This is a genomic window from Paenibacillus sp. FSL R5-0701 (assembly GCF_037973995.1).
In the GTDB taxonomy this organism is placed as follows: domain Bacteria; phylum Bacillota; class Bacilli; order Paenibacillales; family Paenibacillaceae; genus Paenibacillus.
Genome location: NZ_CP150230.1, coordinates 7,083,291 through 7,109,044, shown reverse-complemented (window position 1 = coordinate 7,109,044; position 25,754 = coordinate 7,083,291). Strand labels below are relative to the sequence as shown.

The window sequence follows — 25,754 nt, the reverse complement described above, 5'->3', positions numbered from 1 at the left end:
TAATTCGGTATGCAGTGTGCGTAATAACGTTTACATGCAGGCTCCGTATGAGTGTTGCGTTCTGTAAATGATCATGCTATAATCAATATTGCTGCGGAAAGGTACCCAAGAGGCCCAAGGGGGCTGACTCGAAATCAGTTAGGCGTGTCACAGCGTGCGTGGGTTCGAATCCCACCCTTTCCGCCACTTCAATTGTAACTTACTCAATACACATTGAGTTTAATAAAAAGATCGATAAGAAGACTTTCCATTAGGAAAGTCTTTTTTTGTATAACGTTTTATTGAATATGTATTGAAACGTGTATCCATATCAGATGCATCATTAATGACTCGAACGAAAAACAAAGAGCCCCGAAGGGCTCTTTATCCGGCGGTGCATTTGTTTGTTAGGAAACAATCGGTCGTAACAATCAGAAACTTGGTGTACTGCACGTAGCAATACGCGTGCTTCAGACGAAGGGCCTTACTACACATAACCACTTGCTTCTTAAATTACGTGATGAATCTCCAACAGCGAATGATCGGCTTCGTTGTCCAACGGAACCACACCTCTCTCGTGCACCGCCTGATTGTATTATGTGCTTTATTCCGTTTTATATACATGGATCGTCAAAAAAGTATTGCGATTAATGGACGCGGGCCTTGGTCAGCTTCTTCCACTTGCGATTATGATTGCTTGTTTCGGGAAAATCTTCACCTTTTTTCAGTGTTACCCGCTTTGGATTCTGAATTTCCGTGACAAAGCTTTTCTCCCCAACTTCCGTGTACTCTCCATCGTTTGGTGCTTTGTCTCCTGGTTCAAACTCGGTTTTTTCACCCATGATAAAACCTCCTCTGCAGATTATGTTACTTTGTTGCTTCTGTAGTGTGCTCCATAGCCAGGCTGATCATGTGCCAATATGTACAGGGAACGTTTGCTTGCACTTTGGCCCGGTATTTGTTATATTAATATAGTTCGAGTTTGTGCTCGTTCCTTGCTCTCAACCTAGATTGAGGGCCAGAGTCCATAAGGAGGTGAAAATTATGCGCAAATATGAAGTGATGTACATTATTCGTCCTGACATTGAGCAAGAAGTTGTTCAAGCTACAGTCGATAAATTCCAAGGCATCATCTCCAACGGCGGTGGTGAAGTTACAGCTCACGACGTTATGGGTAAACGCCGTCTTGCGTATGAGATCAAGAAATTCCGTGATGGTTTTTATGTTCTGGTACATTTCACTGCTGAACCAGCAGTTGTAACTGAACTTGAGCGTCTCATGAAGATTTCTGACGAAGTAATTCGTTATCTCATTACCAACGACGTTAAGTCTGCTTAAGACTACTCGTGATTAACGCACCAATACGCTCTGAAGGAGGGGATTACATTGTTGAACCGTGTCATTCTGATCGGACGGTTAACCCGGGATCCTGAGTTGCGTTACACTCCAGCAGGAGTAGCAGTTACGCAATTTACTTTGGCAGTGGACAGACCGTTTACAAGCCAAGGGGGAGAAAAGGAAGCCGATTTCATTCCGGTCGTAACCTGGAGACAGCTTGCCGAGACCTGTGCGAACTACTTGCGCAAAGGACGCCTGGCTGCAGTCGAAGGACGCATTCAAGTACGGAACTACGAGAATAACGAAGGAAAACGTGTATACGTGACCGAAGTCATTGCCGATAATGTCCGTTTCTTGGAGTCAGCTAACCGTGATAATAGCGGTGGCGGCGGTGGGCAACCAATGCGTGAAGAGCCTTCTTATGGAGGCGGCGGACGCGCGAACAATAACAATAATTCGCGTAGCAACAATCAGGATCCTTTTTCCGATGACGGAAAACCGATTGATATATCGGATGATGATTTGCCATTTTAACATGAACTGATACTCTTAGGAGATATGGGTTACATGATAGGAAAGGACTGAAAAGCATGGGCTTCAAGCAAAGAGAAGGCGGAGACAACGATAAAAGACCGGCACGTCGTGGCGGCCGTAATAAACGTCGTAAAGTGTGCTTCTTCACAGCTAACAAAATTACTCACATCGATTATAAAGATACGGACTTGCTTCGTAAATTTATCAGCGAACGTGGAAAAATTTTGCCACGCCGTGTAACAGGTACTAGCGCTAAATATCAACGCATGCTGACGATTGCAATCAAACGCTCCCGTCAAATCGCATTATTGCCATACACAACTGAGTAGTCTTTACTCAGCTTGCATACGAAGCAGTCGGCTTATAGCCGGCTGCTTTTTTGTATATATGAATAGAAGTAATAGAAATAACAGATCCACTCTAACAAATGGAAGAATTCAACTGTGGTGATAGAAGCATTCAAGGCTCAAATGAATTATAATAGAGTCTAATCTACTGAAAAGGTTCAGGCAGCAGGAATAGCTGTTTATTTCAGAATAAACACCAGGAGTGGATATGAATACATCAAAACGTAAAGGCAAACAGAGAAAAAAGAGCAGTCTAAAAACCTGGATTATAGCTACTCTTTTACTTTCCATTATATATGTATGGTTACAGCAAAAAGGTGATATAGATAACAGGTGGCCCGGGACAACAATTCAAGAAGCTATGCCAATCACCGGCCTACATCCTGTGGTAGCAGAGAATGAGGAATTATTGGTACGTAAGGCAGCGAGACGTGGAATAGTGATTGTTATCACCCACGGCTACCGAAGTTCCGAGGAGCAAGATGCACTATTCAACCAAGGACGCTCAAGTGCAGGTAATATCGTTACTAATGCGCGTGGTGGTGAGTCATATCATAACTACGGATTAGCAATTGATTTTGCACTGAGTACGCCTGACGGTGATGTGGTGTGGGATATGGAACGTGATGATAACGGCAATGGCAAGTCAGACTGGATGGAAGTTGTGGAGCTTGCCAAAGAGTTAGGTTTCACTTGGGGTGGAGATTGGGCAAACTTTCCGGACTATCCTCACTTGCAGATGGATTTTGGCTTGAGTATTAATGAGTTAAAACGTGGTAAAAGACCTCCTGATTCTCCGTAAAAGGTTGTTTTATATACAATTAAATGAATAAATATTAGATAAGCTCTGCATTTTGCAGGGCTTTTTTCTTTCTTTTGTAAAATAAATGATAAAAGATGACAATTTGGTCTTTACATTAGCAAATAAATAAAACTATACTAGATTAACTAGATTTCTTACTTTGATCGCATATATTATTTCGATTGTAGTATATCGGCTCCGATTAAATAAAATTCAGCTATAGATCGAGTTATAATCATCACTTATATATGTAACATTTACCTCACGCCAAATTAAGAATGTCTACTAAAGTCAAAGCATACACATACACTAGATGTAACTACTATGTTATGTATATGTTATTTTGACTAATTGCCTATGTGCACCTCACAGCCAAAAAACAAAATAATACCACTCAAATTCTCTGATATATACCTTTATAGTATTACTAATATCCAAATCTGTATTATAAAAAACATTTATACCAAAAATCTCAAAATAAGCATTGACGTTAGCTAAAATTACACGTATGATTACATTAATTATTTTGATATATAATTCCGCTAGGAATTATCAACATTAATTGACCAATGGTCTAAATATGAGTCTCTTAAACTTGTTTCTCCTAACAATTTGGTATTTTGTATAAGCTATTGTTCGTTATCTTCAAGAACTTGGAAATATACAGTGGATGCATTTCTCTACACACGAATACAATCTACGGAAATTATGGGGTTAGGGTGATTGATTTGAATACAGAGCTATTGGAAGTCAGAAATCTAACAACATCATTCAGAATTGAAGATGACTATTATGCAGCAGTGGATCACGTTAACCTTACGGTGAAGAAAAATGAAGTGTTGGCGATAGTAGGTGAATCCGGGTCAGGTAAAAGTGCTTTTGCATTCTCTCTTATGGGTTTGCATAACAAAGCAAAAATTGAAGGCCAGATTCTCTATAAAGGACAAGATATTGCCAATATCTCCCCAAGCAAGTTAAACAAGCTACGAGGCAAAGAAATGGGCATGATTTTTCAGGACCCATTGTCCGCACTAAATCCTCTAATGATTATTGGTGAACAGATTGAAGAGATTCTCACACTTCATCAGTCCAAGCTGTCTTCCAGAGAGAAGAGAGAAAAGGTCATTCACTTATTGAATCAGGTAGGGATTCCACGTCCCGAACAAATATACAAGCAGTATCCCCACGAACTATCTGGTGGTATGAGACAGAGAATTGTTATCGCCATTGCGATTGCCAACAAACCGGAACTACTCATAGCCGATGAACCAACGACGGCGCTTGACGTTACGATTCAACTACAGATCCTGGAGCTGATCCGTGATCTGAAGAATGAAATTAACGCAGGCATTATTCTGATTACACATGATCTGGGTGTCGTAGCTGAGATGGCTGATCGCGTTGCAGTAATGTATGCAGGCGAAATTGTTGAAATCGCAGATATCTTCACATTGATGAACGATGCGAAGCATCCATATACCCGCTCACTGTTGAACTCTATTCCCACCCTGTCTGAAGAAAGATCCAAATTACATGTCATCCAAGGCATCGTACCATCACTCAAAAACCTTCCTCGCAAAGGGTGCAGATTCAAAGCCCGAATTCCATGGATTAGTGATTCGGCTCATGAAGAGAACCCACAGATGCATGAAATTGCACCAGGTCACTTTGTACGGTGTACCTGTTACCAGCACTTTCATTTCCCTGACCAAAGCTGAGGAGGAATAACATAATGGCATTACTCGAAGTAGAAGGGCTCAAGATACACTTTCCGATTCGCGGTGGATTGCTTAAACGGGAAATTGGCAGTGTAAAGGCTGTTGATGATGTTAGCTTCTCCATTGAAGAAGGACAGACCTATGGTCTGGTTGGCGAATCAGGTTCAGGTAAGACAACAACAGGCAGAGCCATTATTGGGCTAAACCATGTCACTGACGGAAAGATTCTGTTTAATGGAAAAAATTTGGCTACGGAGCGACGTAAGAACAGGCAGCTCCAGCGGGATGTACAAATGATTTTTCAAGACCCATATTCATCATTGAATCCAAAAAAGCGGGTTATCGATATTATTGCTGAGCCTTTCCGTAACTATGAGCGTCTGACCGCTACCGAGGAAAAAAGACAAGTAAGAGAATTACTTGAAAGGGTTGGTCTAAGTCCGGAATCAATCTACAAATATCCGCATGAATTCTCAGGGGGGCAGCGCCAACGGATCGGCATTGCACGGGCTATTGCACTGAAGCCGAAGCTAATTATCGCGGATGAACCTGTATCTGCACTCGATGTATCGGTACAGGCTCAGGTACTCAACTTCATGCAGGAAATTCAAAAAGAACTGAATCTGACCTATCTGTTCATCAGTCACGATCTGGGCATCATTCGTCATATGTGTGATCAGATTGGAATTATGTATAAAGGTCGATATGTGGAACAGGGCACAACAAATGATATTTTTGAGAATCCGCAACACATCTATACCAAACGTCTTATTGCAGCCATTCCGGATATGGACCCAACCAAACGAGAGGAAATGGTAGCCTTCCGTCAACAGGTCAAATCCGAGTATGAACATTCATACCGAAATTTCTTTGATGAGGAAGGGCTTGCATACTCGCTCAAATCCATTTCCGATACTCACCGAGTAGCTCTACCTCAGAAAGGTTGAAGGCCATATGTGGAAAACGATAGTACGCAGAATTATCATAATGATCCCTCAGATCTTTTTACTTAGTCTTTTGGTCTTTCTGATGGCCAAGGCCATGCCTGGCGATGCACTAACGGGATTGCTTGATCCAAGCGTTGATCCCAAAGCATTGGAAGCCCAGCGAGAGAGACTGGGATTGAATAATCCCTGGTACGTGCAATATTGGGACTGGATCAAAAACGCCGTCCAAGGTGATTTTGGGCAATCCTTCCGTTTCAAAATGCCGGTTACCGACTTGATCGGTCAGCGTGTAGCAAACACATTCTGGCTCGCACTGGCGACACTTGTACTGACATACCTGATCGCTATTCCACTGGGTATCATCAGTGGTCGTTACAACGATACCTGGTCTGATCGGTTGATCACGGGATACACCTATCTGGGGTTTGCCGCACCATTGTTCATCTTCGCACTGGTGATGGTATGGATCTTCGGATTCCACTTCGGCTGGTTCCCGACAGGAGGTAGCGTTGCGCCGGGACTTACACCAGGCACATTCAGCTACATAATGAGTAAGTTCTATCATCTATTATTGCCGGCATTATCCATGGCACTAATTACAACGGTATCTACGGTTCAATATTTACGTAGTGAAATCATTGATATCAAGCATAAGGAATTCGTTATTACTGCCAGAGCCAAAGGCGCCTCGGAATCCCGGATCTACAACAGGCATATCTTGAGGAACTCACTATTACCTATCGCCGCGTTCTTCGGATATGAGATTACAGGGCTTATCGGAGGTACGGTATTTATCGAAAGTATATTCAGTTATCCAGGTATGGGGCAGTTGTTCCTGAGTTCCATCTCATTGCGTGACTTCAGCGTTGTGACTGCACTCGTATTGTTGTATGGCGTAGCTTCCATTCTCGGGGCATTGCTGTCTGACATAATTCTGGGAATTGTAGATCCACGTATACGGATCAAGTAAGAACTTGAAGATTTCGGGGTGAAAACAAGATGAGCAAGGCCAACGAGGTAGTTGTAACTTCACAAAAGGTTGATAAAAGCCCCTCCAGCTTGAGTATTGTATGGCGGGAGCTTGTCAGAGATAAGGTGGCACTAATCTCGCTCATTTTCTTGGGCTTGGTCATGTTGCTGGTATATGGTACGTCTCTCATTCTGAATCAGGATGATATCGTACGCGTGGATCTGTTTGCCTTATATGAACCACCATCCGCTAAGTATTGGCTTGGAACGGACTATGGAGGTCGTGATGTATTTGGCCAACTGGTCATCGGTACACGTAACTCCCTGACCATTGGAATTATCGTAACGTTAATGACTGGCTTCATAGGTATCTTAATTGGCCTTTTATCCGGTTATTTCGGTGGAATGATAGACAACCTGTTTATGCGTGTTGTTGATTTCTTCATGATCCTTCCGATGTTGATGATTGTTATCGCGTTTGTTACGGCAGTACCGAAATACAATATCATCTCGTTCTCTCTTATCATGACGGCATTTCTCTGGATGGGTATCGCCAGATTGATTCGCTCCAAAGCATTACAGGAACGGGAACTGGATTATGTAAAAGCTTCAAAAACATTGGGCTCTTCTCATCTGAAGATTATGCTCTCACAGGTTCTTCCGAATCTGAGCTCCATTATCATCGTAACGATGACATTGAATCTCGCTGCCAACATTGGCCTCGAATCCGGGCTGTCTTTCCTAGGGTTTGGTTTTCCCGAAAGTACGCCTAGTCTTGGAACACTCGTAAGTTATGCACGTAATCCGCAAACCCTGGAATCCAGATGGTGGATATGGCTACCCGCATCGGTACTGATTCTGGTATTGATGTTGAGTATAAATAATGTCGGTCAAGCCCTAAAGCGTGCGACTGATGCAAGACAAAGAAGAGGTTAAAAAAAGGGAGGAAAGGTTCATGAAAAAGGGATTATTTTCACGGGGACTATTTTTCACGATGATGTTGGTCTTTGTATTGGTGCTCGCAGCGTGCTCTGAGAAAGAAGCAGCTACTCCAGCTCCAGCTTCCAACACAGAAGAGGGAAAAACGGAGGAAGAACCTGCTAATGAAGAGGGCGTTTACTCCATTGAAGACTTCAACAATGTCAAAACGAATGAGGGTACTGCGATCGAGGGTGGATCGATTACATTCGGACTTGTATCGGATACTGCTTTTGAAGGTACACTGAACTACAACTTCTATTCCGGTAACCCAGATGTTCAGGTACTGCAATGGTTTGATGAGGCATTGCTTACATGGGACAAAGACTATGTGTACACCAACGATGGTGCAGCAACATATGAGACATCTGAAGATGGCAAAACGTTCACACTGACCATTCGTGACAATGTGAACTGGCATGATGGCAAGCCGGTAACGGCTGAAGATCTGCAGCTTGCTTATGAAGTGATCGGTAACAAAGCGTATGATGGTCCACGCTACGACTCCAACTTCACTAGTGTCGTAGGTATGGACGAGTATCATGCTGGAAAAGCAAAAACAATCTCTGGTATTAAAGTGCTGAGCGACAAACAAATCAGCATTACGTATAAAGAATCTACTCCGTCCCTGCTGACAGGTGGCGTATGGACGTATCCACTGGCTAAACATATCTTCGGAGATATGGATGTAGCCAAAATGTCTTCTTCCAAAGAAGTACGTGAAAAACCAATTGGTTTTGGTCCATTTAAAGTGGATGTCATCACTCCGGGTGAGTCTGTAACTTATGTTAAGAACGAAGACTACTGGCGTGGAGCTCCAAAACTGGACAAAGTGACTCTGAAAGTTATCAACCCGACAACGGTTGTTCAAGAACTGAAATCTGGCGGGGTAGACCTCGTGGATGCATTCCCGACAGATCAATATAAAGACAATGCAAACCTGTCCAACGTAGAATTCCTGGGCGCAATCGATCGTGCTTATACGTACATCGGTTTCAAACTGGGTACGTGGGATGAAGAGAACGGAAAAGTTGTAAGCAATGCCGAAGCAAAAATGGGCGACAAAAACTTGCGTAAAGCAATGTGGATGGCTGTAGATAACGATCAAGTAGGTAAACGTTTCTATAATGGCCTGCGTTGGAATGCAACAACCTTGATTCCACCGTCTCACCCAGAATTCCATGATTCCAACAATCCGGGTGTAGCATATGATCCAGAAGCAGCGAAAGCATTGCTCGACGAAGCTGGTTACAAACTGGATGGTGAATTCCGTACGAATCCGGATGGAACACCACTCGAAATCAACTTTGTATCCATGACTGGTGGCGACACAGCTGAACCATTGGCTCGTTATTATGTTCAATCATGGGCAGCTATTGGTTTGAAAGTAAACCTGGAAATGGTTGAGTTCAACAGCTTCTATGACCGTGTAGGTAACACAGGTAAAGATGATCCGAACATTGATGTGTATCAAGCCGCATGGGGCGTTGGTATTGACGTAGATCCATCTGGTCTATATGGCCGCGATGCACTCTACAACTTCTCCAGATTCTCCAGCGAAGAGAATGACAAATTGCTGGCACAAGGTATCTCTGCTGAAGCATTTGATGTAGACAAGCGTAAAGAGATCTACAATCAATGGCAGCAATACATGGTAGATGAAGTTCCTGTATTCCCTACACTGTATCGTGCAGTTGTAGCACCCGTTAACAAACGTGTAATGAACTATGCGATTGGTGATGGAACAGGCGTTTACCTAAGCGACCTGCAAGTTAATGCAGACAAAGCAGTTGTAGCTGAGTAACACATTCTTAAATTAGCAGCTGTTAGGATTGGGGTCCTTTAAGAAGTCGGTTGCTAAATTATCAAAGAAGAATTCTCCTGGTAAAATGAATAAAAAGTGTCTTTAAAAACATGGATTCTGTACACTCTGGCATGGGTGTATGGGGTTCATGTTTTTTTTGTAACCAAAAAATAAAAAAAATTTAACTTTTTTTCAAAAAAGTGCAGACAAAATGCCTCTTTACTTCGTCTATATAGGTAAGAGGTGATCATCTTATGAGAAAATGGTGGAAACGGGCTGGTATGCTGCTGGCTCTCTTGCTTATTATATATTTGGGTGTGAAACCGGACTTGCTGGTAGGCAAACCGGGAATTAAAGCTGAATCTGCGGTATTAATGGATATGAACTCTGAACAGATCTTAATGGATTTTAACGGCTCCGAAGAGATTGCTCCGGCAGGCGTCAGTAAGTTGATGACAGAACTGTTAGTAATGGAGGCCGTGATCAATGGTGATATAGGCTGGAATGATCTTGTTAATGTAAGCCTGTATGCCAGCTCCGTGGGGGGCAGTCAACTGACCCTGAAACAGGGAGAACAATTCACCGTTCAGGAGTTGTTCGAGATCGTAGCTGTCTATTCAGCCAATGATGCAGCGGTTGCTCTGGCTGAACATATCAGTGGTACAGAGCAGAAGTTCGTGCAACGGATGAATCAGAAGGCAACTCAGATTGGACTTTCTAAGGAAACACAATTCACGAATTCAACGGGCCTCAGTGAAAAGTTGCTTGGTCCTAACCGTCCGATGGAAATACAAGGGCAGACCTTAATGACGGCTATAGATGCATGCAAGCTTGCGCGATATCTGCTGAATAACCATCCCGAGATTTTAAGAATCTCCAGTCAAATGCAAGTATCAATGCACCAAAAAGGGATGTACATGAGTAACACGAACTGGATGTTGTCCTCTATCGGTGGGCCGTATGCTTATGATGGGAATGACGGATTGAAGACCGGGTATGATGAAGATTCCGGGTATCATTTTGTGGGGACAGCTGAACGTGATGGCAAAAGGCTGATATCAGTTGTATTTGGAACAGATACTCGTGAAGGGCGTTTTGTGGAGACTCGGAAGTTATTCAACTATGGATTTTCGGGAAACCGAGTCAGACCAGATTATTGAAGCATTACGCAAGCGTTAGTACGTTAGTTAAGATATGAGGGCTGTCCGCAGGTTCGACTGAACATGTGGTAGCTCTATTTTATCGAATCGGAGGTAAATTGATCCATATAACCATATTATTAAATTGACATATGGTTTTCTTTTGTTTTAAAATGACCAGTGAGTCATTATTATTCAATTCAGTTTAATATATATTTACAAAACCAACTGTACGATACTGAATTTACGATCTGATCGGGAGGTAACATGTGATGCAAAAACAAATGAAATGGCCGCTAATCCTGTTTGCCATAGGGGTATTTATGGCTGCGCTGGATAACGGGATCATCACCTCTTCACTGACCACCTTAAATGCATCATTTGGTGTGTCGCCAACATGGGGAGCATGGACGATTACGCTTTACACGCTTGGGCTTGCGGTGAGTGTACCTATTGCAGGCAAACTGTCGGACCGTTATGGTCGCAAGAAACTATTTTTGATTGAAGTGGCGTTGTTTGGGATCGGGTCCCTGCTCGTTGCGTTGAGCACATCGTTTACCTTTTTCCTGATCGCTCGTGTCATTCAAGCTCTGGGCGGTGGAGGGATATTTATCATCGCCAGCTCATACGTATTAAGCAAGTTCCCGGCGGAGCGTCAGGGTACAGCTTTGGGTCTGCTCGGAGGTATGAATGGTGTTGCCGCTATTTTGGGACCTAATGTCGGTGCTTTTATACTGGATCTTACGGGCAACTGGCATTGGTTATTCCTGATCAATGTACCTATCGCCATTCTGCTATTCATTGCAGGTATTCGATTTATTCAGGAAGAGCAGGAACTGAATCGTGCAGCAGTGGACTGGAGTGGTATTGCTGTCCTAACGTTGGGTGTACTCAGTTTAATGTATAGCTTCAGCAATCTGGACGGTGTGAACATGCTTCAAAGCCTGGGATCACCCATGTTCTACGGTTTCTTCTTGGCAGGTGTGATCATTCTGGTGCTCTTTTACTTCATGGAAAAAAGGCTGGAAGGATCTGAACGTGAACCTGTTGTATCGACACATCTTCTGGGCATTGCGTCATTTCGCTGGACGCTGTTGATTGCCTTTTTCTCCGGAGCCATTCTGGCCTCGGTGATCTTTATTCCCGGATTTGTTGAGCAATATCTCGGCGTATCCAATACAGCTTCCGGGTACTGGTTTACTCCGCTCGCGCTGGCATCCGGCATCGGGGCAGGTGGAGGTGGATACCTCGTAGACCGCAAAGGGCCAATCTGGACGTTATCGGTTGCGGGGCTGCTATCTGCGATTGGATTCCTGCTGTTCCCGCTATGGGTGGAGCATATCTGGCAATTTGTCATTGCGAGTACACTCGTAGGTATTGGCTTCGGTATGATGCTTGGTGCGCCAGTTAATGTACTTGTCACGGAACAGGCCGGTGAGAACAATAAAGGCATCGCAGTAGCGACCAGCTCGTTATTCCGCCAGATGGCAATGGCTATTGCACCTACGATTTTCGCCGGATTCCTGGCACGTTCTTTCATTAATCTGGGGTCCAACATTCAGGCAGGATTCGCTGACAAAGGAATTCGGGTGCCTCCGGAGATGCTGGAGCAATATGCCTCGGGAGGGTCATCAGGGAGTGATATCTCCAGTCTGACAGAGGGCCTGTCCCAGATTCCTGATGAAGGTATCCGTGATGTGTTGCTCCAGGCAGTGCATCAAACGACAGGGCAGGGTTATAATGGCCTTTTCTGGTCTGCGGTGGTATTCAGTGTGCTTACGCTGGTAGCTGCGCTTATAACGGGACGTCTGCGTCAAAAAGAGAAGAGTCATCATGTGGAAGATGTATCTACAAGCTGATTTGATAACGTTAGAAATGAAGAGAACAGTGTACCTTTTGTAGCTAAAAAGGAGTCGCTGTTCTTTTCAATTTAACCGGATTGTAACTTTTCTTGCTCCTGCAATGATTACAATAGAACGAGCGTAAGCGGTGTCTTGATTCCAGAGAGAGAAAACTTCAGAGAACACCGAGTCACAAGGCAACCCAGACGTTTAATTGGTATTATGGATTATCATTTCGATAGTGAAGAAGGAATCGATGGATGAAAAGCAGAACTAAAGATAAGAAGAAGAAAAGAAGAAAAGGCCTATATATAACGCTCGTTTCACTTGTTGTTTTGTTAATCGGAGGTTATTTGTTCCGTCAGCAGCTGGCTGTAGCGGCATTTGATCTGTTTCTCGCCGATTCGGTAGAAGATCAGCTATCCCGCTCGTATGTGCCGCAAGAAGGCAACAACACGCCTGATCCAACGGTATACCGTAAGGAACCATTTTCCGTATTACTGCTCGGTTCGGACAAACGCGCCTATGAAAAAACGCGTGGACGTTCGGATACCGTTATCTATGCTGTAGTACGTCCCAAGGAATCCCGTGTGCTTCTGGTATCCATTCCACGTGATACGTATGTGCAGATTGTAGGACGGGACGCGAACAAGGACGGCGAAGATGATTATGATAAGCTGGCGCATGCCTATGCTTTTGGTGGGGAGAATATGTCCATCAATACCGTGGAGAAATTTCTTGATGCTGATGTGGGTTATTATGCAACGATCAACTTCGACGGAATCAAAAAAGTGGTTGATGCGCTTGGTGGTGTAAAACTGCCAATTGATGAGGACATTGTGAACAAAAACCCGGATCATGTGCAATTCACGATTGAAGGCGGTAAGCCGATCTATGACGGGCAGGAAGCACTGTACTATGTAAGATACCGTGAGGATAGCGATTTTAATCGTACCAAGCGGCAGCAGATATTCCTCAACGCGATGGCGAATGAAATGCTGAATTTGAATCAAATCGCCAAAATCCCGGAATTGATTCAGATCATGGGAGACAGCTTCCAGACGGATATGCGAGCTTCTTTCATTATTGATCTGGCTAAACAAGTGCTTACTCAGGAGAAACCGCAGATTTCGAGCTTCACCATTCTGGGTGAGGGGATGAAAAAAGACGGTATCTATTATGGTCAGGCTGACGAGAAAGATGTCCAATATGCCAAAGAGCTGATTAACAACTGGATGGATCAATCGACCCCAGCCGGTGAAGTAATGATCCCTGACCGGCAAAAGATTGAATAACCAATTCCATACCAATGATGTGTTGTAGACCACAATCAGCAGTACGTTTATTCGCGGGCTGCTGTTTTTTTCTTTATAGTGAGAACTATTATCCTTTTGGAACATCCTGCGTTCTGATCCGTATAATATAAGTTGAGCGAGATAAGTTGAACGAAGAAATTCACAAGGAGGATATACAAGGGTATGAACATCGCATTTTTTTTGCTACCCAAACAAGAGGTTACGTGCGTGACGTCGGATTCTACGCTGCGGCAAACGTTGGAACGGATGGAATATCATCGTTTTACGGCGGTACCCATTTTGAATAAAGAAGGCAAATATATTGGTACCGTTACCGAAGGCGACTTACTGTGGTATATGAAGAATGCCGAGGGAAAGATTTCATTTGAAAACGCTTCAAAGTTCTTGCTCAAGGACGTTCCACTTCGCTTGGATATTAAACCCGTATCCATTGACGCCAACATGGAGGACCTGATTAATCTGGCTAAAGTTCAGAACTTTGTTCCTGTGGTCGATGATATGGATCGGTTCATTGGTATTGTCAGACGGAGTCAGATTATTGAGTACTGTGAGGGCATTGTAGCCAAAGAATCGATCAAGGCTAAGTAAGGTGGTTACGAATTTAAACATTATTGTGTCATTAGGGATAATCACAGCCGTCCGGTATCATGTTAAACTTAAGAAGTCCTGAACTAGGGACGCATTCGAAGTTTTTTACAAATATATAGGTCGCTAGGATGTACGGAGGACTCCGCATAAGTACCTGACATCAGTTTCGGAGAACTTCTCCGCTTTTTGGGGTAATTTTGCGGGCCCTCTTTTTATGCTATAATCGAGAATAAAGCTTTTTCGGGGGAGAGTGACTTTCGCCAAATGCCTAAAGAACTGGATGTAGCCAAACGCGCTAAAGTGATTGAATGGCTGAAAACCGAAGTACTTGATCAGGTATCCCGATTATTCAAGGCGTTATGGGAAGGCAGTACAACTCGAATCGGGGACAGTCTTGCCAGTTTGATTATGAGTAGTTACATATTGGGCCGCAGGCTCGGTATTCCTTTCAAGGATCTGGATGCACTGCTAGTTGAGAAGTTGAAAAAGCATAAACAGGAAGGTCACCAGCTTGAAGACTGGTACCAGGATATTTCCGCGCTAGAAGATCATATGCGTAAGAGGTGAATTTGTTGAAATTTAGCTTTAAATCAGCTGTTTGGAGCGCAGTCTATCTGCTCTTGCTACTTTCGCTGTTAACTCCTTTATCGGTACTTGCCATATTTTTTATGATGATTCCGGGAGTTATTTTGTATGCTTCATTATCTTTAAAATCATTTATATGGCATCTCGTGCCCGTAGCCGTTATTTTGGTCGTATTCCACCCCATCTATCTGTTACTATTGCTCATCTTCACCCTGCCTGCGATCGTGATGGGTCACGCGTATAAAACACGCAAATCGGCCCTGTTCGCTCTGATGGCGGGAAGTGGCATGATGTTGGCAGAATACTTGTTGTTGCTCTTAGTCGGCAGTGTCATTTTCCAATTCGACCTGTCCAGTTATATTGAAGATGTCGTCAAATTGACCATTGAACCGTTAACCAATACATCGAATCAGATGATCAACGGGTTTGCATGGACACCTGAGATGACCGAGGATGTTGCCAAACAGACACAGCTTATGATTCCGTTTGCTCTCGTTGTTACATCGATGGTAATGGCCTTTATTACACACGCCATTGCTCGTCCGATTCTGAACGTGATGGGTGTGGTGGTATCGAAGCTTCCACCAGCGAGAGAATGGCGTATGCCGCGTGCGTTGATCTGGTATTATTTCCTTGCTCTGTTGATTGAAGTGATCTCCAGACAAAGTGATGGAACATACTGGACCATGATTGCCATGAATCTGTCCCCGTTAATTAATCTGGGCTTCATGATTCAAGCGATCGGTTTCTTCTTCTTTCTCTCACATACAAAGAAATGGAATCCGGTTATACCATATTTCCTGGCGGCTGCGGTTTTCTTCATTGGTCCGCTTCGGATTATCGGAATTATCGATCTGGCGTTCCCGCTTCGTGAGGCAATATCGAAATCAAAACGATAGGGTGATGAGTCATGCCTAAATTTCTGAAGAAACGCTGGCACGGCTACTATACCGTATGGGCGTTCATACTGCTGCTGTTGCTCGTTATGTTCGTTACCATTTATAACTGGACGCTTGGTTTGATTAGTCTGATACTGGCTTCGGCGCTGGGAATCGTCATGATTAAGGCGGAGCTCGCGTTCCGCCGTGAGCTTAACGACTACATTAATGGCCTATCTATTCGGATCAAACGGATGGAGGGGGAAGCGGTCAGCATGCTTCCATTCGGAATTGTGTTGTACAGCGAAGATCGTACGGTAGAGTGGCATAACCGCTTTGTCGCGGAGATGTTCCAGGAGAAGACAATGGTGGGTAATCCGCTACTTAATATGTTTCCTAAACTTCCTCAGCCTAAAGAGAAGAAGGATGGGACGAAGGAACATTCATCCAAGGAGTTGCATGACGAATTCCAGTTGGATGATCGACATTATGGAGTTATTCATAACCCGCAGGAGCGGTATGTATATGTATACGAGATTACGGAGCTAGCCATTCTTCGTGATAAATATGAAAATGAACGCCTTGCGTTGGGAATTCTCGTTCTGGATAATCTGGACGAGGCTGCCCAAGGCATGGACGATCAACAGCGTACAGCACTGATTGCCCGAGTGACCAGCGAAATTACGTCTTGGGCCAAGCGGTACGAAGTGTACCTGCGCCGTCTGTCTTCTGATCGTTATCTGTTGATGCTGAATCATAAGTCTTTGCAGGAACTGGAGCAGAGCCGATTTGTCATTTTGGATGAAGTTCGGGAGATGACTGCTGATCTCAAAGTGCCAATGACACTCAGTGTTGGACTGGCGTTTGGATCGGATAGCATCAGCGAGATGGGAGAACTGGCACAGTCCAGTCTGGACATGGCGCTTGGACGTGGTGGTGATCAGGCTGCCGTGAAGTCCGGACAACGCCTGTCTTTCTATGGCGGTAAGTCTAACGCAGTGGAGAAACGGACACGGGTAAGAGCCCGCGTTATTGCACACGCGCTGCGTGATCTTATGCAGGAGAGCGATCGGGTGCTCATCATGGGGCACAAAATACCGGATATGGACGCGATCGGCGCATCCATCGGAGTGTGGAAAGCGGCCAGTCTGTATAATGTGGAAGCACGGATTGTTCTGGATGGAATTAATCCATCGATTGAACGCATGATGGAGCAAGTGAATAAGGACGAGAAGTTGTCCAAAGCATTTGTATCACCGGAACAAGCAACCCAGATGATGACCGAGCACACGTTGCTGGTGGTAGTAGATACCCATAAGGCATCCATGACCATGGAGCCGAAACTGGTACAGTCTGCTACCCGTGTCGTCGTTGTGGATCACCATCGCCGCGGCGAAGAGTTCATCAATGACGCAGTGTTGATCTATCTGGAACCTTATGCGTCTTCTGCTGCCGAATTAGTAACCGAACTCTTGCAATACATTCATGATAAGGTACAATTCACTCCGCTGGAAGCTACGGCTTTACTTGCCGGGATTACGGTGGATACGAAGCATTTTGCACTGCACACGGGGTCCAGAACGTTCGAAGCGGCAGGCTTCCTGCGCCGTAGCGGTGCGGACACCATTATGATCCAGCGGTTGATGAAAGAGGATCTGTCAGAATATATTGCTAAGGCAGAAATCATAAAGCATGCTAAAATGGTATATGGAAACATTGCGCTGGCGGTCACAGACCCTGGCAGCAAGATTTCACAGATGATGATCGCCCAGGTGGCGGACACATTGCTGAACATGACTGACGTGGTCGCTTCATTTGTTATAAGCGAGCGTCCGGATGGACTCATTGGCATCAGCGCGAGATCGCTGGGGCGCATGAATGTTCAGGTTGTCATGGAACGACTGGGCGGTGGCGGACATTTGACGAATGCTGCCGTGCAGCTTGAAGGAACGCTTGGAGAGGCAGAAAAACGGCTGACGAACGTACTGGCTGAAATCGAAAAGGAAGAGGGGCTGTTCGAATGAAAGTCATTTTTATAAAAGATATGAAGGGTCAAGGCAAGAAAGGGCAAGTGAAAGAAGTATCTGAGGGTTACGCACAGAACTTCTTATTGCCACGGGGAATCGCACGTCTGGCAACGGACGGCAACATGAAGACACTGGACAACCAGAAGGCGGCTGAGGAAAGACTCAAACAGGAAGAGAAAGCGGAAGCGGAAGCACTTGCGAAAAAGTTGGAAGCAGAAGTGACTGAACTGAAAGCGAAGTCCGGCGAAGGTGGTCGTCTGTTCGGCGCCATTACCAGCAAACAAATCGCAGAAGCTTTGTCTAAAAAGGGTCTGAAAGTAGACAAACGCAAAATTGAGCTGGACGAGCCTATTCGTACACTCGGCGTAACACAAGTAACTGTCAAGGTTCACCCTGAAGTGAAGGCAACCTTGAAGGTACAGGTAACGGAAGAGTAAGATGGGCGGAGAAATGTTATTCGACCGGATTCCCCCGCAGAACCTGGAAGCCGAACAGGCCGTGCTGGGTGCAATCCTGTTGCAGGGCGAGGCCCTGATTACAGCGATGGAACGGGTGCAAACCGAGGATTTCTATGATAAGCCCCATCAATTAATCTTTGAAGCGATGATCCAGCTTGGTGAGGGAAATCAACCAATTGACCTCGTGACACTGACTTCGCTTCTGAAGGATAAAGGTGAGCTGGAGGACATCGGGGGCGTTAGTTATCTGGCTAAACTAGCCCATGGTGTACCTACAGCCGCGAACGTAGACTATTACGCTCAGATTATCGAAGAGAAATCGATGCTGCGTCGCCTGATTCGTACGGCAACCCAGATCGTGAGCGAAGGATACACAGGCGGCGAAGATGTTGCAGCGATGCTCGGAGAAGCTGAACGTCGCATTCTGGAGATCTCCAACCGTCGCTCCAGTAGTGGTTTTATAGCCATTCAGGATGTACTGATGGAAGTATTCGATCGTGTGGAAACACTTCATCAGAATAAGGGTACAACGACAGGTATTCCGTCCGGGTTTATCGATCTGGACAAGATGACTGCCGGATTCCAGCGCAGTGACTTGATCATTGTAGCGGCCCGTCCTTCCGTAGGTAAGACGGCCTTCGCCCTGAATATCGCTCAGAACGTAGCCATTCGGGCACAGGAGACGGTAGCTATCTTCAGTCTGGAGATGTCAGCTGCCCAGCTGGTGCAACGTATGATCTGTGCGGAAGCCAACCTGGATGCCAGCGTGATGCGTATGGGTGACTTCAAGGGTGATGAAGACTGGCAGAAGCTGACGATGGGTATTGCAGCTTTGTCAGAAGCCAACATCTTCATAGATGATACGCCAGGGATTACCGTAGCGGATATTCGTGCCAAATGCCGTCGCCTGAAGAAAGAGAAAGGCCTTGGCATGATCCTGATCGACTATCTTCAACTGATTAGTGGACGTGGTAAAGCAGGGGAGAACCGTCAACAAGAGGTATCCGAGATTTCACGTACACTGAAACAGATTGGCCGGGAACTGGAAGTTCCGGTTATTGCCTTGTCCCAGCTGAGCCGGGGTGTAGAGCAACGTCAGGACAAACGTCCGATGATGAGTGACTTGCGGGAATCGGGTTCGATCGAGCAAGATGCCGACATCGTAGCGTTCCTGTACCGGGATGACTACTATAACCAGGAGACCGAGAAGAAAAATATTATTGAGATCATTATCGCTAAACAGCGTAACGGTCCGGTAGGTACGGTAGAACTGGTCTTCCTGAAAAACTTTAATAAATTCGTCAATTACGAGAGGGCGCACAATGACGCCTTCGCGATGTAACGGGCAGGTGCTGACGGCTTCGATCAAGAAGCCAGAATCGTTTGTCCCGAAGATCAACTATTAGAGCAACTGAACTCAAACAGGTCTTATAAATACCAGATATAGATTCACATTGAAATGGGTATCCTTGAACCGGTGATAGCAGTCAAGCAAGCTTGGACTGAAGTCTCCGGTTTTTTGTGTTGAAATAATGGGTAAATCCCGAACATTACGGTTGTACTATATCTAATTGTTCGCCATTTGATTTGACTTTGAAAAAGGGTACTGGTACACTAATACTGCTGCGTTAAAGCAGCGCAAACCTTCCCTTGAATGTAACGGAAGGACATTTTTACTGTCCGTTAGCACGCTTCTCAGTCGGTTTTTTGCGTAACACGCCTGCCGGGATAGAGGACGGACAGACCAATACAAAGGTGCGCAAGGCACCCACGGAGGAATGTTAACTATGTCAACGGTAGTTGTAGTGGGAACGCAATGGGGAGACGAAGGAAAAGGTAAAATCACGGATTATTTGGCGGAGAGCGCTGATGTGGTGGCTCGTTATCAAGGTGGTAACAATGCGGGTCATACAATTCTGATTGATAACAAAAAATATAAACTGACGATGATTCCATCAGGGATTTTCTACACGGATAAAGCGTGTGTTATTGGTAACGGAATGGTTATCAACCCGAAGGCACTCATCGAAGAAATTAACTATATTCATGACAATGATTTCACAACGAAGAACCTGTCCATCAGTGAGCGCGCACATATCATCCTGCCATATCACATGGTGTTGGATGCACTCGAAGAAGAGAGCAAAGGTCCGAATAAAATCGGTACGACTGGCAAAGGAATTGGCCCATGTTACATGGACAAATCAGCTCGTATTGGTATTCGGATGGTTGACCTGCTGGATGCTGAAGATTTCGAACTGAAACTGCGTCATCTGGTCAAAGAAAAGAACCGTGTCATCGAGCAAGTCTACGGCGGACAGCCTGTTGATGTGGAAGAGATTCTGCAAGATTACCTCGGATATGCTGAAATTCTGCGTCCTTACGTACGTGATACATCCGTTGTTCTGAACGAATATATTGATGAGGACAAAAAAGTATTGTTTGAAGGTGCACAAGGCGTTATGTTGGACCTTGATCAAGGAACTTATCCATTTGTTACATCATCCAATCCGTCCGCAGGTGGCGTATGTATCGGTTCTGGCGTAGGCCCGGCTCGTATTCAGCAAGTCATTGGGGTAGCGAAAGCTTACACAACGCGTGTAGGAGATGGCCCATTCCCTACGGAATTGCATGATGCAATCGGCGACCAAATCCGTGAGACTGGACATGAGTATGGTACGGTAACTGGACGTCCACGTCGTGTAGGTTGGTTCGATAGTGTTGTTGTTCGCCACGCGCGTCGTGTCAGTGGAATCACAGGTCTGTCCCTGAACTCTCTGGACGTAATGACAGGTCTGGAAACTGTAAAAATCTGCACAGGATACAAATTCCGCGGCGAGGTCATCACACACTATCCGGCAAGCCTCAAAATGCTGGCAGAATGTGAAGCAGTATACGAAGAGATGCCAGGTTGGAGCGAAGATATCACTGGAGCTAAGAAACTTGAAGACCTGCCAGTGAACACACAGAATTATGTAAAACGTGTTTCCGAACTGACAGGCATTCCAATTGCCATCTTCTCCGTTGGTCGTAACCGTGAGCAAACAAATCAAGTTCTTCCAATCTACGAGTAATCGAAGAAATAGAGAGATTGTTTCTTGAATTATAAAATAGAATCCTCTGCCGACTTAGGCATGTTAAGCCTCCAGTTGTTGCTTTTATAGCGATGACTGGAGGTTTTTTGTATGTTTTTCGGATATAATCCCAAGATTTCCGTCAATACTGGTTAACAGTAGAGTCACAGACCCCGACATGCGCATGTTAGACGGGTGGGATAATCGGAGGGAGAGAACGGAATGAAGTTGCTTGTGTGGTTTGTCAAAATCGTGCTAACCGTGTTGCTGATCAGTTCACTGACACTGCTCACGACCGGATTAATTGTACAGTCATATGCGAAGTCGCTACTCGCGAGTTTCAATATTCAGTGGGAAGGTCAACCCACGGGGTTAACTACCATGTTCCAAGGTGCCTTGGGCGGTAAAACCAGTGAAGGGAACAAATCAGGAAATGGGACGACAGATCAGCCGACAGGAGCGGACGAAGAGCAGGTTCCGGAAGATGCTGTTTCAGTTATGGGGAATGGGACGGAGAGCGGTCAATCTGGCGTAGATACAGGTAGCGATGCGTCCCAAGGAAGTGGCTCAAACGAGGGCACTGGGGAAGGTTCAGGTACAGATACGACCGTAGGATCAAATTCAGGCACAAGTGCAGGCAATGGGACGAATACGGGCACGGGTAATGACTCAGGAACAGATCAGGGTAGTGGTTCAGCTTCAGGTAATGGAACCGGAGCGGCCAGCGGAGGTGCTTCTACAGGCAATGATGCCATTGTTGTATCACCGGATGACATTACAGGAGCGAAGGACAAGCTGCCAGCAGAGGAGAAAGAAAAAATCTTCAGCCTGCTCATGAACAAGCTGCCGCAGAAAGAAATGCAACAGATCTCAGGTGCCATGGAAGGTGGCCTAACGGAACAGGAACTACGTGAGATTGAACAGGTGATCTCGAAGTACCTGACCAGTGAAGAGTATGACAATCTGATGGAAGTACTGCAGACAGAATAAGATAGGCAGGGAAGACAGGCGTGCTCATAGACGAGTAACGCCTGATTCATACTGTATTGGACTTGTCGATGACTATTGAATATAATCTATTTAAATAAATACTGGAAATGCCTATAGGAGGGTACAGTGTATGAAATATAAAGGGAAAGAACACGACATATAAAAACGTTTAGGCAAAATTGCAGAAACCTCTAGTTCAATTCGGGGGCCTCCGTTCATAGGGTGCATTCAAGAGATACGATGTATCTGTGTTTATGAATTCACTAATTGGAGGTTTTATTGAACATGAACTTATATCATTCGAAGTCAGAACCGTCAGTAAACAAGTTTGCCGAGACTGCTAAAGAGCGATACGAGCAAGGTCTGCAAGAAGCAGATCAGCCGTTTAGTGGCTGGGATTTTAGCTATGTAACAGGGAGTGAGCGACTTCAGAGTGGAATGTTGCCCTGGTCCTATGGAACGATGGCGCGCCGATTATTGAATCAAACAGAACGAATGCTCGACATGGGGACTGGTGGAGGAGAAATGCTGTCCAGGCTCTGTCCCCTTCCTCCATACACATGTGCGACCGAAGGCTATCTCCCCAATATACCGATTGCAGAGGAACGTTTACAGCCGCTCGGTGTGAAGGTGCTTCCAGTGACTGATGATTCACAACTTCCTTTCGCAGATGGGGAATTTGATCTGATTCTTAATCGGCATGAGTCGTATGATGAGCAGGAAGTTAGGCGGATTCTATCGGTAGGTGGACTGTTTCTGACTCAACAGGTAGGTTGGTCAGATTGCAGGGAGATCAATGATCGGCTCGGCATTCCTATGCCAGCGGATTACGCTGGATGGGAGCTGGATCGTGCTGTTCTTCAGCTGGAACAGTGTGGATTCCGTATTCTGGAGCAACGGGAAGCAACTCCCGCGCAGCGTTTCTATGATATAGGGGCACTGGTATATTATCTAAAGACCATCCCGTGGCAAGTACCTGATTTCAAGGTAAAACAGTTCCGTCAGCCGTTAATGGATATTCATATGGAGATGGAGCAAAATGGATTCTGGGAAGTACAGCAGAAGCGATTTGTAATTCTTGCAGCCAAAGAATCGAGACATGAAGGTTAATTTCTATTGTGACATGAGATGAAATCCAGTTTAAGATAAACCACAAACAGGTTGTTTACGTAATCCCTTATCAGAGTTGATCTGGTGAGGGATTTTATTTGTATTTTTATGAAAAATAAAGCATATTTCACTGGGTCTTAGAACCTAGTCTTAATTTGCGAACAAAAGTACATAGTACAGCGGATGTTGAAGCATAATGGGTGATGGAACAGCCATACTATCTTATGGGTAATTAAGGGAAACCAAGCGGGGCGTGGCTTTGCGGTGTGACGTGTAGAGTTGAAATGAGTGTAAAACCTGTGTTAAAGTATACGGGTGTGATAAAAGGTTAAAATTTTGACACTTTTGAGAGCGCAGCTAAAGTCCGATTTTGCGGACAACCAATACAAGTATCAACGAGCATGGGACAGACACGATGGGTGATGTCTTGACAGAAATGCGAACTGAGAAGTGCTGAAAAGGAGAGAATCATGAAAGGTTTCAGAGGCATACGCCAACCGGGCAAAGACCGGGTACACGAACAATCCGGGGAACACCGGACGGCCGAAGACAAAAACAACATGAGCATGTCCACCTTCAGTGTGAATAAGAAGCGCGTTCTGGCCTCGCGCAAATGGATCATTACAGCAGCATGTGGTGTATTCATCGCAGTATCGCTTGGGTTCGCAGGCAAACAATATGTTACTGCAAACACCGTACCGTACTATAAAGTAATGGTTAAAGGTAGCGAGATTGGTACCATTGCAGATGAGGCACAATTACAACAACTATTTACAGACAAAACTGAGGAATATCAACATAAATATCCGGATGCAGAGATGGTGCTGAACACGGATGGCATCACAACCGAAACGGTAAGAGCGTACAAACCTGAAGTGAACAGTGACGAGACGCTGGACAAACTGGGTGACATGCTGACAGCCTACGCCAAAGGTGTGGAGCTCAAGGTAGACGGTGAAGTCATTGGTATCGTGAAGGATCAGGCAACAGCGGATGCAATCCTGGAACAAGTGCAGAGCAAATACATATCGGCATCGGCTGTGCGAAGTTCGCTGAAGACGAAGTCGGTATCGGCTAACTCCTCGAAGAAAGAGGAGGGACCTAGCACAACCCTGAAATCGGTAGGCATCAAGGAAGATGTAGCGACAGATGTGGTGAAGGCTGATCCAAACAAAATATGGGATGTGTCCGAGGCGGTTAAAGCATTAACCGTTGGTAAAGACGCGCCTGTAACTTATGTGGTTCGTGAAGGAGATACAATCTCTTCGATCGCTGCCAAGTATGAAATTACACAAAGCGAGATTCGTAAGCATAATCCGGGCATCAAGGAAACGTCGCTTCAAATCGGAGACGAACTGACCTTGACCGTTCCGAAACCGGCGGTAACCGTTAAATCGGTTGAGCAGGTTGTTGAACAGATTGAGATCAAACCGCAAGTGGAAGTGCGCAAAAGTGACGCGTTGAAAGCAGGTACAACAAAAGTCGTGCGCCCAGGACAAAGTGGCTTGAAAAGCATGCAGTACCGTATAACCAAAGAAAATGGTGAAGTGGTTCAGGAAGAGTGGCTTGGTCAGGAAGTGATTAAAACAGCAGTAACTGAAGTAGTCCTTAGCGGAACAAAAGTTGTTGGTGAGGGCTCAGGTGAATTTGCTTGGCCGGTATCAAATGCAACGATGAGCAGCAGCTTTGGACAACGTTGGGGTCGCCAGCACAAAGGTGTCGATCTGGTAGGTAACCGCGATGTGAAAGCGTCTGATGAGGGTGTAATTACTTTTGCAGGACAGAAAAGCGGCTATGGTAATGTCATCATTATTAACCACCGTAACGGATACGAAACACTGTATGGACATTTGAACAGCATTGGCGTTAAGGTTGGACAAGTGGTTGAAAAAGGCGAGAGTATCGGCGTTATGGGCAACACGGGTCGTTCGACTGGAACACATCTGCATTTTGAGATTATTAAGAATGGAACGGTAGAAAATCCGTTAACGTATCTGAACTAATATAGAGCTTAAGTAGAGCAAGGTTGGCTATAATGCTGGCCTTGTTTTTTGCTGCTGTAAAAAATTTTCAGATGAAAGACCTTCCAAGCCCCTGATCGGGATGTGACGGTGCTTCAGGTATGTTAAACTAGAGAATATAAACAACAAGCTATATAAGTTGAACTAATTATTTTTACGATAACGGAGAGGACAGAAAAAACCTGAAAAAGCGAAGCGTTCGCCTAAAAGCTTTCTGAAAGAAAGCTGCATCGGAAGCATACGCTATCCCCGGATTTTCCCTTGAGAAAAGGGAATCGAAAAAATCTGGGGATAACAGCGATTGGAAGGTT

Annotated in this window: 23 protein-coding genes and 1 tRNA gene; 23 read left to right on the top strand and 1 reads right to left on the bottom strand. The window is 45.1% G+C overall.

Features of this window, described 5'->3' with window-relative positions; all coding sequences use genetic code 11:
* The first annotated feature begins 95 nt into the window (after positions 1-95).
* Positions 96-186: transfer RNA gene (locus MKZ13_RS31195), tRNA-Ser, on the top strand.
* A 440-nt stretch (positions 187-626) separates the two neighbouring features.
* On the opposite strand, the gene MKZ13_RS31190 is transcribed toward MKZ13_RS31195, so the two are convergent.
* Positions 627-821, bottom strand: a complete 195-nt coding sequence (locus MKZ13_RS31190) for a YjzC family protein (RefSeq protein ID WP_221820238.1) — start codon at positions 819-821, stop codon at positions 627-629.
* Positions 822-1,023: 202 nt separating this feature from the next.
* Between MKZ13_RS31190 and rpsF the strand changes: the two genes are divergently transcribed.
* The 22 genes from rpsF to MKZ13_RS31080 all read left to right on the top strand — a co-directional run bounded on the left by rpsF (position 1,024) and on the right by MKZ13_RS31080 (position 25,425).
* A complete protein-coding gene (gene rpsF, locus MKZ13_RS31185; RefSeq protein ID WP_036611944.1) occupies positions 1,024-1,317 on the top strand; it encodes a 30S ribosomal protein S6 in 294 nt (97 codons plus the stop codon).
* Positions 1,318-1,365: 48 nt separating this feature from the next.
* Complete coding sequence (gene ssb, locus MKZ13_RS31180) at positions 1,366-1,851, top strand: single-stranded DNA-binding protein (RefSeq protein WP_017691432.1); 486 nt, start codon at positions 1,366-1,368, stop codon at positions 1,849-1,851.
* A gap of 56 nt (positions 1,852-1,907) precedes the next feature.
* Entirely contained in the window at positions 1,908-2,180 is a 273-nt protein-coding gene (gene rpsR, locus MKZ13_RS31175) for a 30S ribosomal protein S18 (protein ID WP_017691433.1), read from the top strand.
* A gap of 226 nt (positions 2,181-2,406) precedes the next feature.
* Entirely contained in the window at positions 2,407-3,000 is a 594-nt protein-coding gene (locus MKZ13_RS31170; protein ID WP_339180908.1) for a M15 family metallopeptidase, read from the top strand.
* A 728-nt stretch (positions 3,001-3,728) separates the two neighbouring features.
* Positions 3,729-4,718, top strand: a complete 990-nt coding sequence (locus tag MKZ13_RS31165; RefSeq protein WP_339180906.1) for an ABC transporter ATP-binding protein — start codon at positions 3,729-3,731, stop codon at positions 4,716-4,718.
* Positions 4,719-4,732: 14 nt separating this feature from the next.
* Positions 4,733-5,665 carry an ATP-binding cassette domain-containing protein gene (locus MKZ13_RS31160; protein ID WP_260632670.1) on the top strand — a complete coding sequence of 311 codons (933 nt, stop codon included), beginning with the start codon at positions 4,733-4,735 and terminating at the stop codon, positions 5,663-5,665.
* A 7-nt stretch (positions 5,666-5,672) separates the two neighbouring features.
* Positions 5,673-6,635: an oligopeptide ABC transporter permease gene (opp4B, locus tag MKZ13_RS31155; protein WP_221820232.1), complete on the top strand. Its 963-nt coding sequence runs from the start codon at positions 5,673-5,675 to the stop codon at positions 6,633-6,635.
* Between the two features lie 29 nt (positions 6,636-6,664).
* Positions 6,665-7,570 (top strand): ABC transporter permease, encoded by a 906-nt coding sequence (locus MKZ13_RS31150; RefSeq protein WP_221820229.1) that lies wholly within the window; start codon positions 6,665-6,667, stop codon positions 7,568-7,570.
* Positions 7,571-7,589: 19 nt separating this feature from the next.
* Positions 7,590-9,416 (top strand): oligopeptide ABC transporter substrate-binding protein, encoded by a 1,827-nt coding sequence (locus tag MKZ13_RS31145; RefSeq protein WP_339180899.1) that lies wholly within the window; start codon positions 7,590-7,592, stop codon positions 9,414-9,416.
* A gap of 254 nt (positions 9,417-9,670) precedes the next feature.
* The gene (locus MKZ13_RS31140; protein ID WP_339180896.1) at positions 9,671-10,576 is read left to right on the top strand and encodes a D-alanyl-D-alanine carboxypeptidase family protein; all 906 of its coding nucleotides are present in this window, start codon (positions 9,671-9,673) and stop codon (positions 10,574-10,576) included.
* 251 nt (positions 10,577-10,827) lie between these two features.
* Positions 10,828-12,414 (top strand): MFS transporter, encoded by a 1,587-nt coding sequence (locus tag MKZ13_RS31135; protein WP_339180892.1) that lies wholly within the window; start codon positions 10,828-10,830, stop codon positions 12,412-12,414.
* Between the two features lie 242 nt (positions 12,415-12,656).
* Positions 12,657-13,691 carry an LCP family protein gene (locus MKZ13_RS31130; protein WP_339180889.1) on the top strand — a complete coding sequence of 345 codons (1,035 nt, stop codon included), beginning with the start codon at positions 12,657-12,659 and terminating at the stop codon, positions 13,689-13,691.
* Between the two features lie 183 nt (positions 13,692-13,874).
* Positions 13,875-14,300 (top strand): CBS domain-containing protein, encoded by a 426-nt coding sequence (locus MKZ13_RS31125; protein ID WP_091035263.1) that lies wholly within the window; start codon positions 13,875-13,877, stop codon positions 14,298-14,300.
* Positions 14,301-14,564: 264 nt separating this feature from the next.
* On the top strand, positions 14,565-14,867 hold the full coding sequence (locus tag MKZ13_RS31120; RefSeq protein ID WP_017691445.1) for a MazG-like family protein: 303 nt from the start codon (positions 14,565-14,567) through the stop codon (positions 14,865-14,867).
* A 5-nt stretch (positions 14,868-14,872) separates the two neighbouring features.
* Positions 14,873-15,784, top strand: coding sequence for a DUF2232 domain-containing protein (locus MKZ13_RS31115; protein ID WP_036612044.1), 912 nt, complete (start codon positions 14,873-14,875; stop codon positions 15,782-15,784).
* An 11-nt stretch (positions 15,785-15,795) separates the two neighbouring features.
* Positions 15,796-17,787 (top strand): DHH family phosphoesterase, encoded by a 1,992-nt coding sequence (locus MKZ13_RS31110; RefSeq protein ID WP_076216655.1) that lies wholly within the window; start codon positions 15,796-15,798, stop codon positions 17,785-17,787.
* Entirely contained in the window at positions 17,784-18,227 is a 444-nt protein-coding gene (gene rplI, locus MKZ13_RS31105; protein ID WP_036611925.1) for a 50S ribosomal protein L9, read from the top strand. Before MKZ13_RS31110 ends, rplI begins: the two co-directional genes overlap by 4 nt.
* Position 18,228: 1 nt before the next feature.
* Positions 18,229-19,590: a replicative DNA helicase gene (gene dnaB / locus MKZ13_RS31100; RefSeq protein WP_036611922.1), complete on the top strand. Its 1,362-nt coding sequence runs from the start codon at positions 18,229-18,231 to the stop codon at positions 19,588-19,590.
* A 445-nt stretch (positions 19,591-20,035) separates the two neighbouring features.
* Positions 20,036-21,322 (top strand): adenylosuccinate synthase, encoded by a 1,287-nt coding sequence (locus MKZ13_RS31095; RefSeq protein WP_036671866.1) that lies wholly within the window; start codon positions 20,036-20,038, stop codon positions 21,320-21,322.
* A 222-nt stretch (positions 21,323-21,544) separates the two neighbouring features.
* Positions 21,545-22,312, top strand: a complete 768-nt coding sequence (locus MKZ13_RS31090) for a hypothetical protein (RefSeq protein ID WP_339180885.1) — start codon at positions 21,545-21,547, stop codon at positions 22,310-22,312.
* A 285-nt stretch (positions 22,313-22,597) separates the two neighbouring features.
* On the top strand, positions 22,598-23,422 hold the full coding sequence (locus MKZ13_RS31085; protein ID WP_339180884.1) for a class I SAM-dependent methyltransferase: 825 nt from the start codon (positions 22,598-22,600) through the stop codon (positions 23,420-23,422).
* A gap of 470 nt (positions 23,423-23,892) precedes the next feature.
* Positions 23,893-25,425 (top strand): peptidoglycan DD-metalloendopeptidase family protein, encoded by a 1,533-nt coding sequence (locus tag MKZ13_RS31080; RefSeq protein WP_339180882.1) that lies wholly within the window; start codon positions 23,893-23,895, stop codon positions 25,423-25,425.
* Positions 25,426-25,754 lie beyond the last annotated feature (329 nt).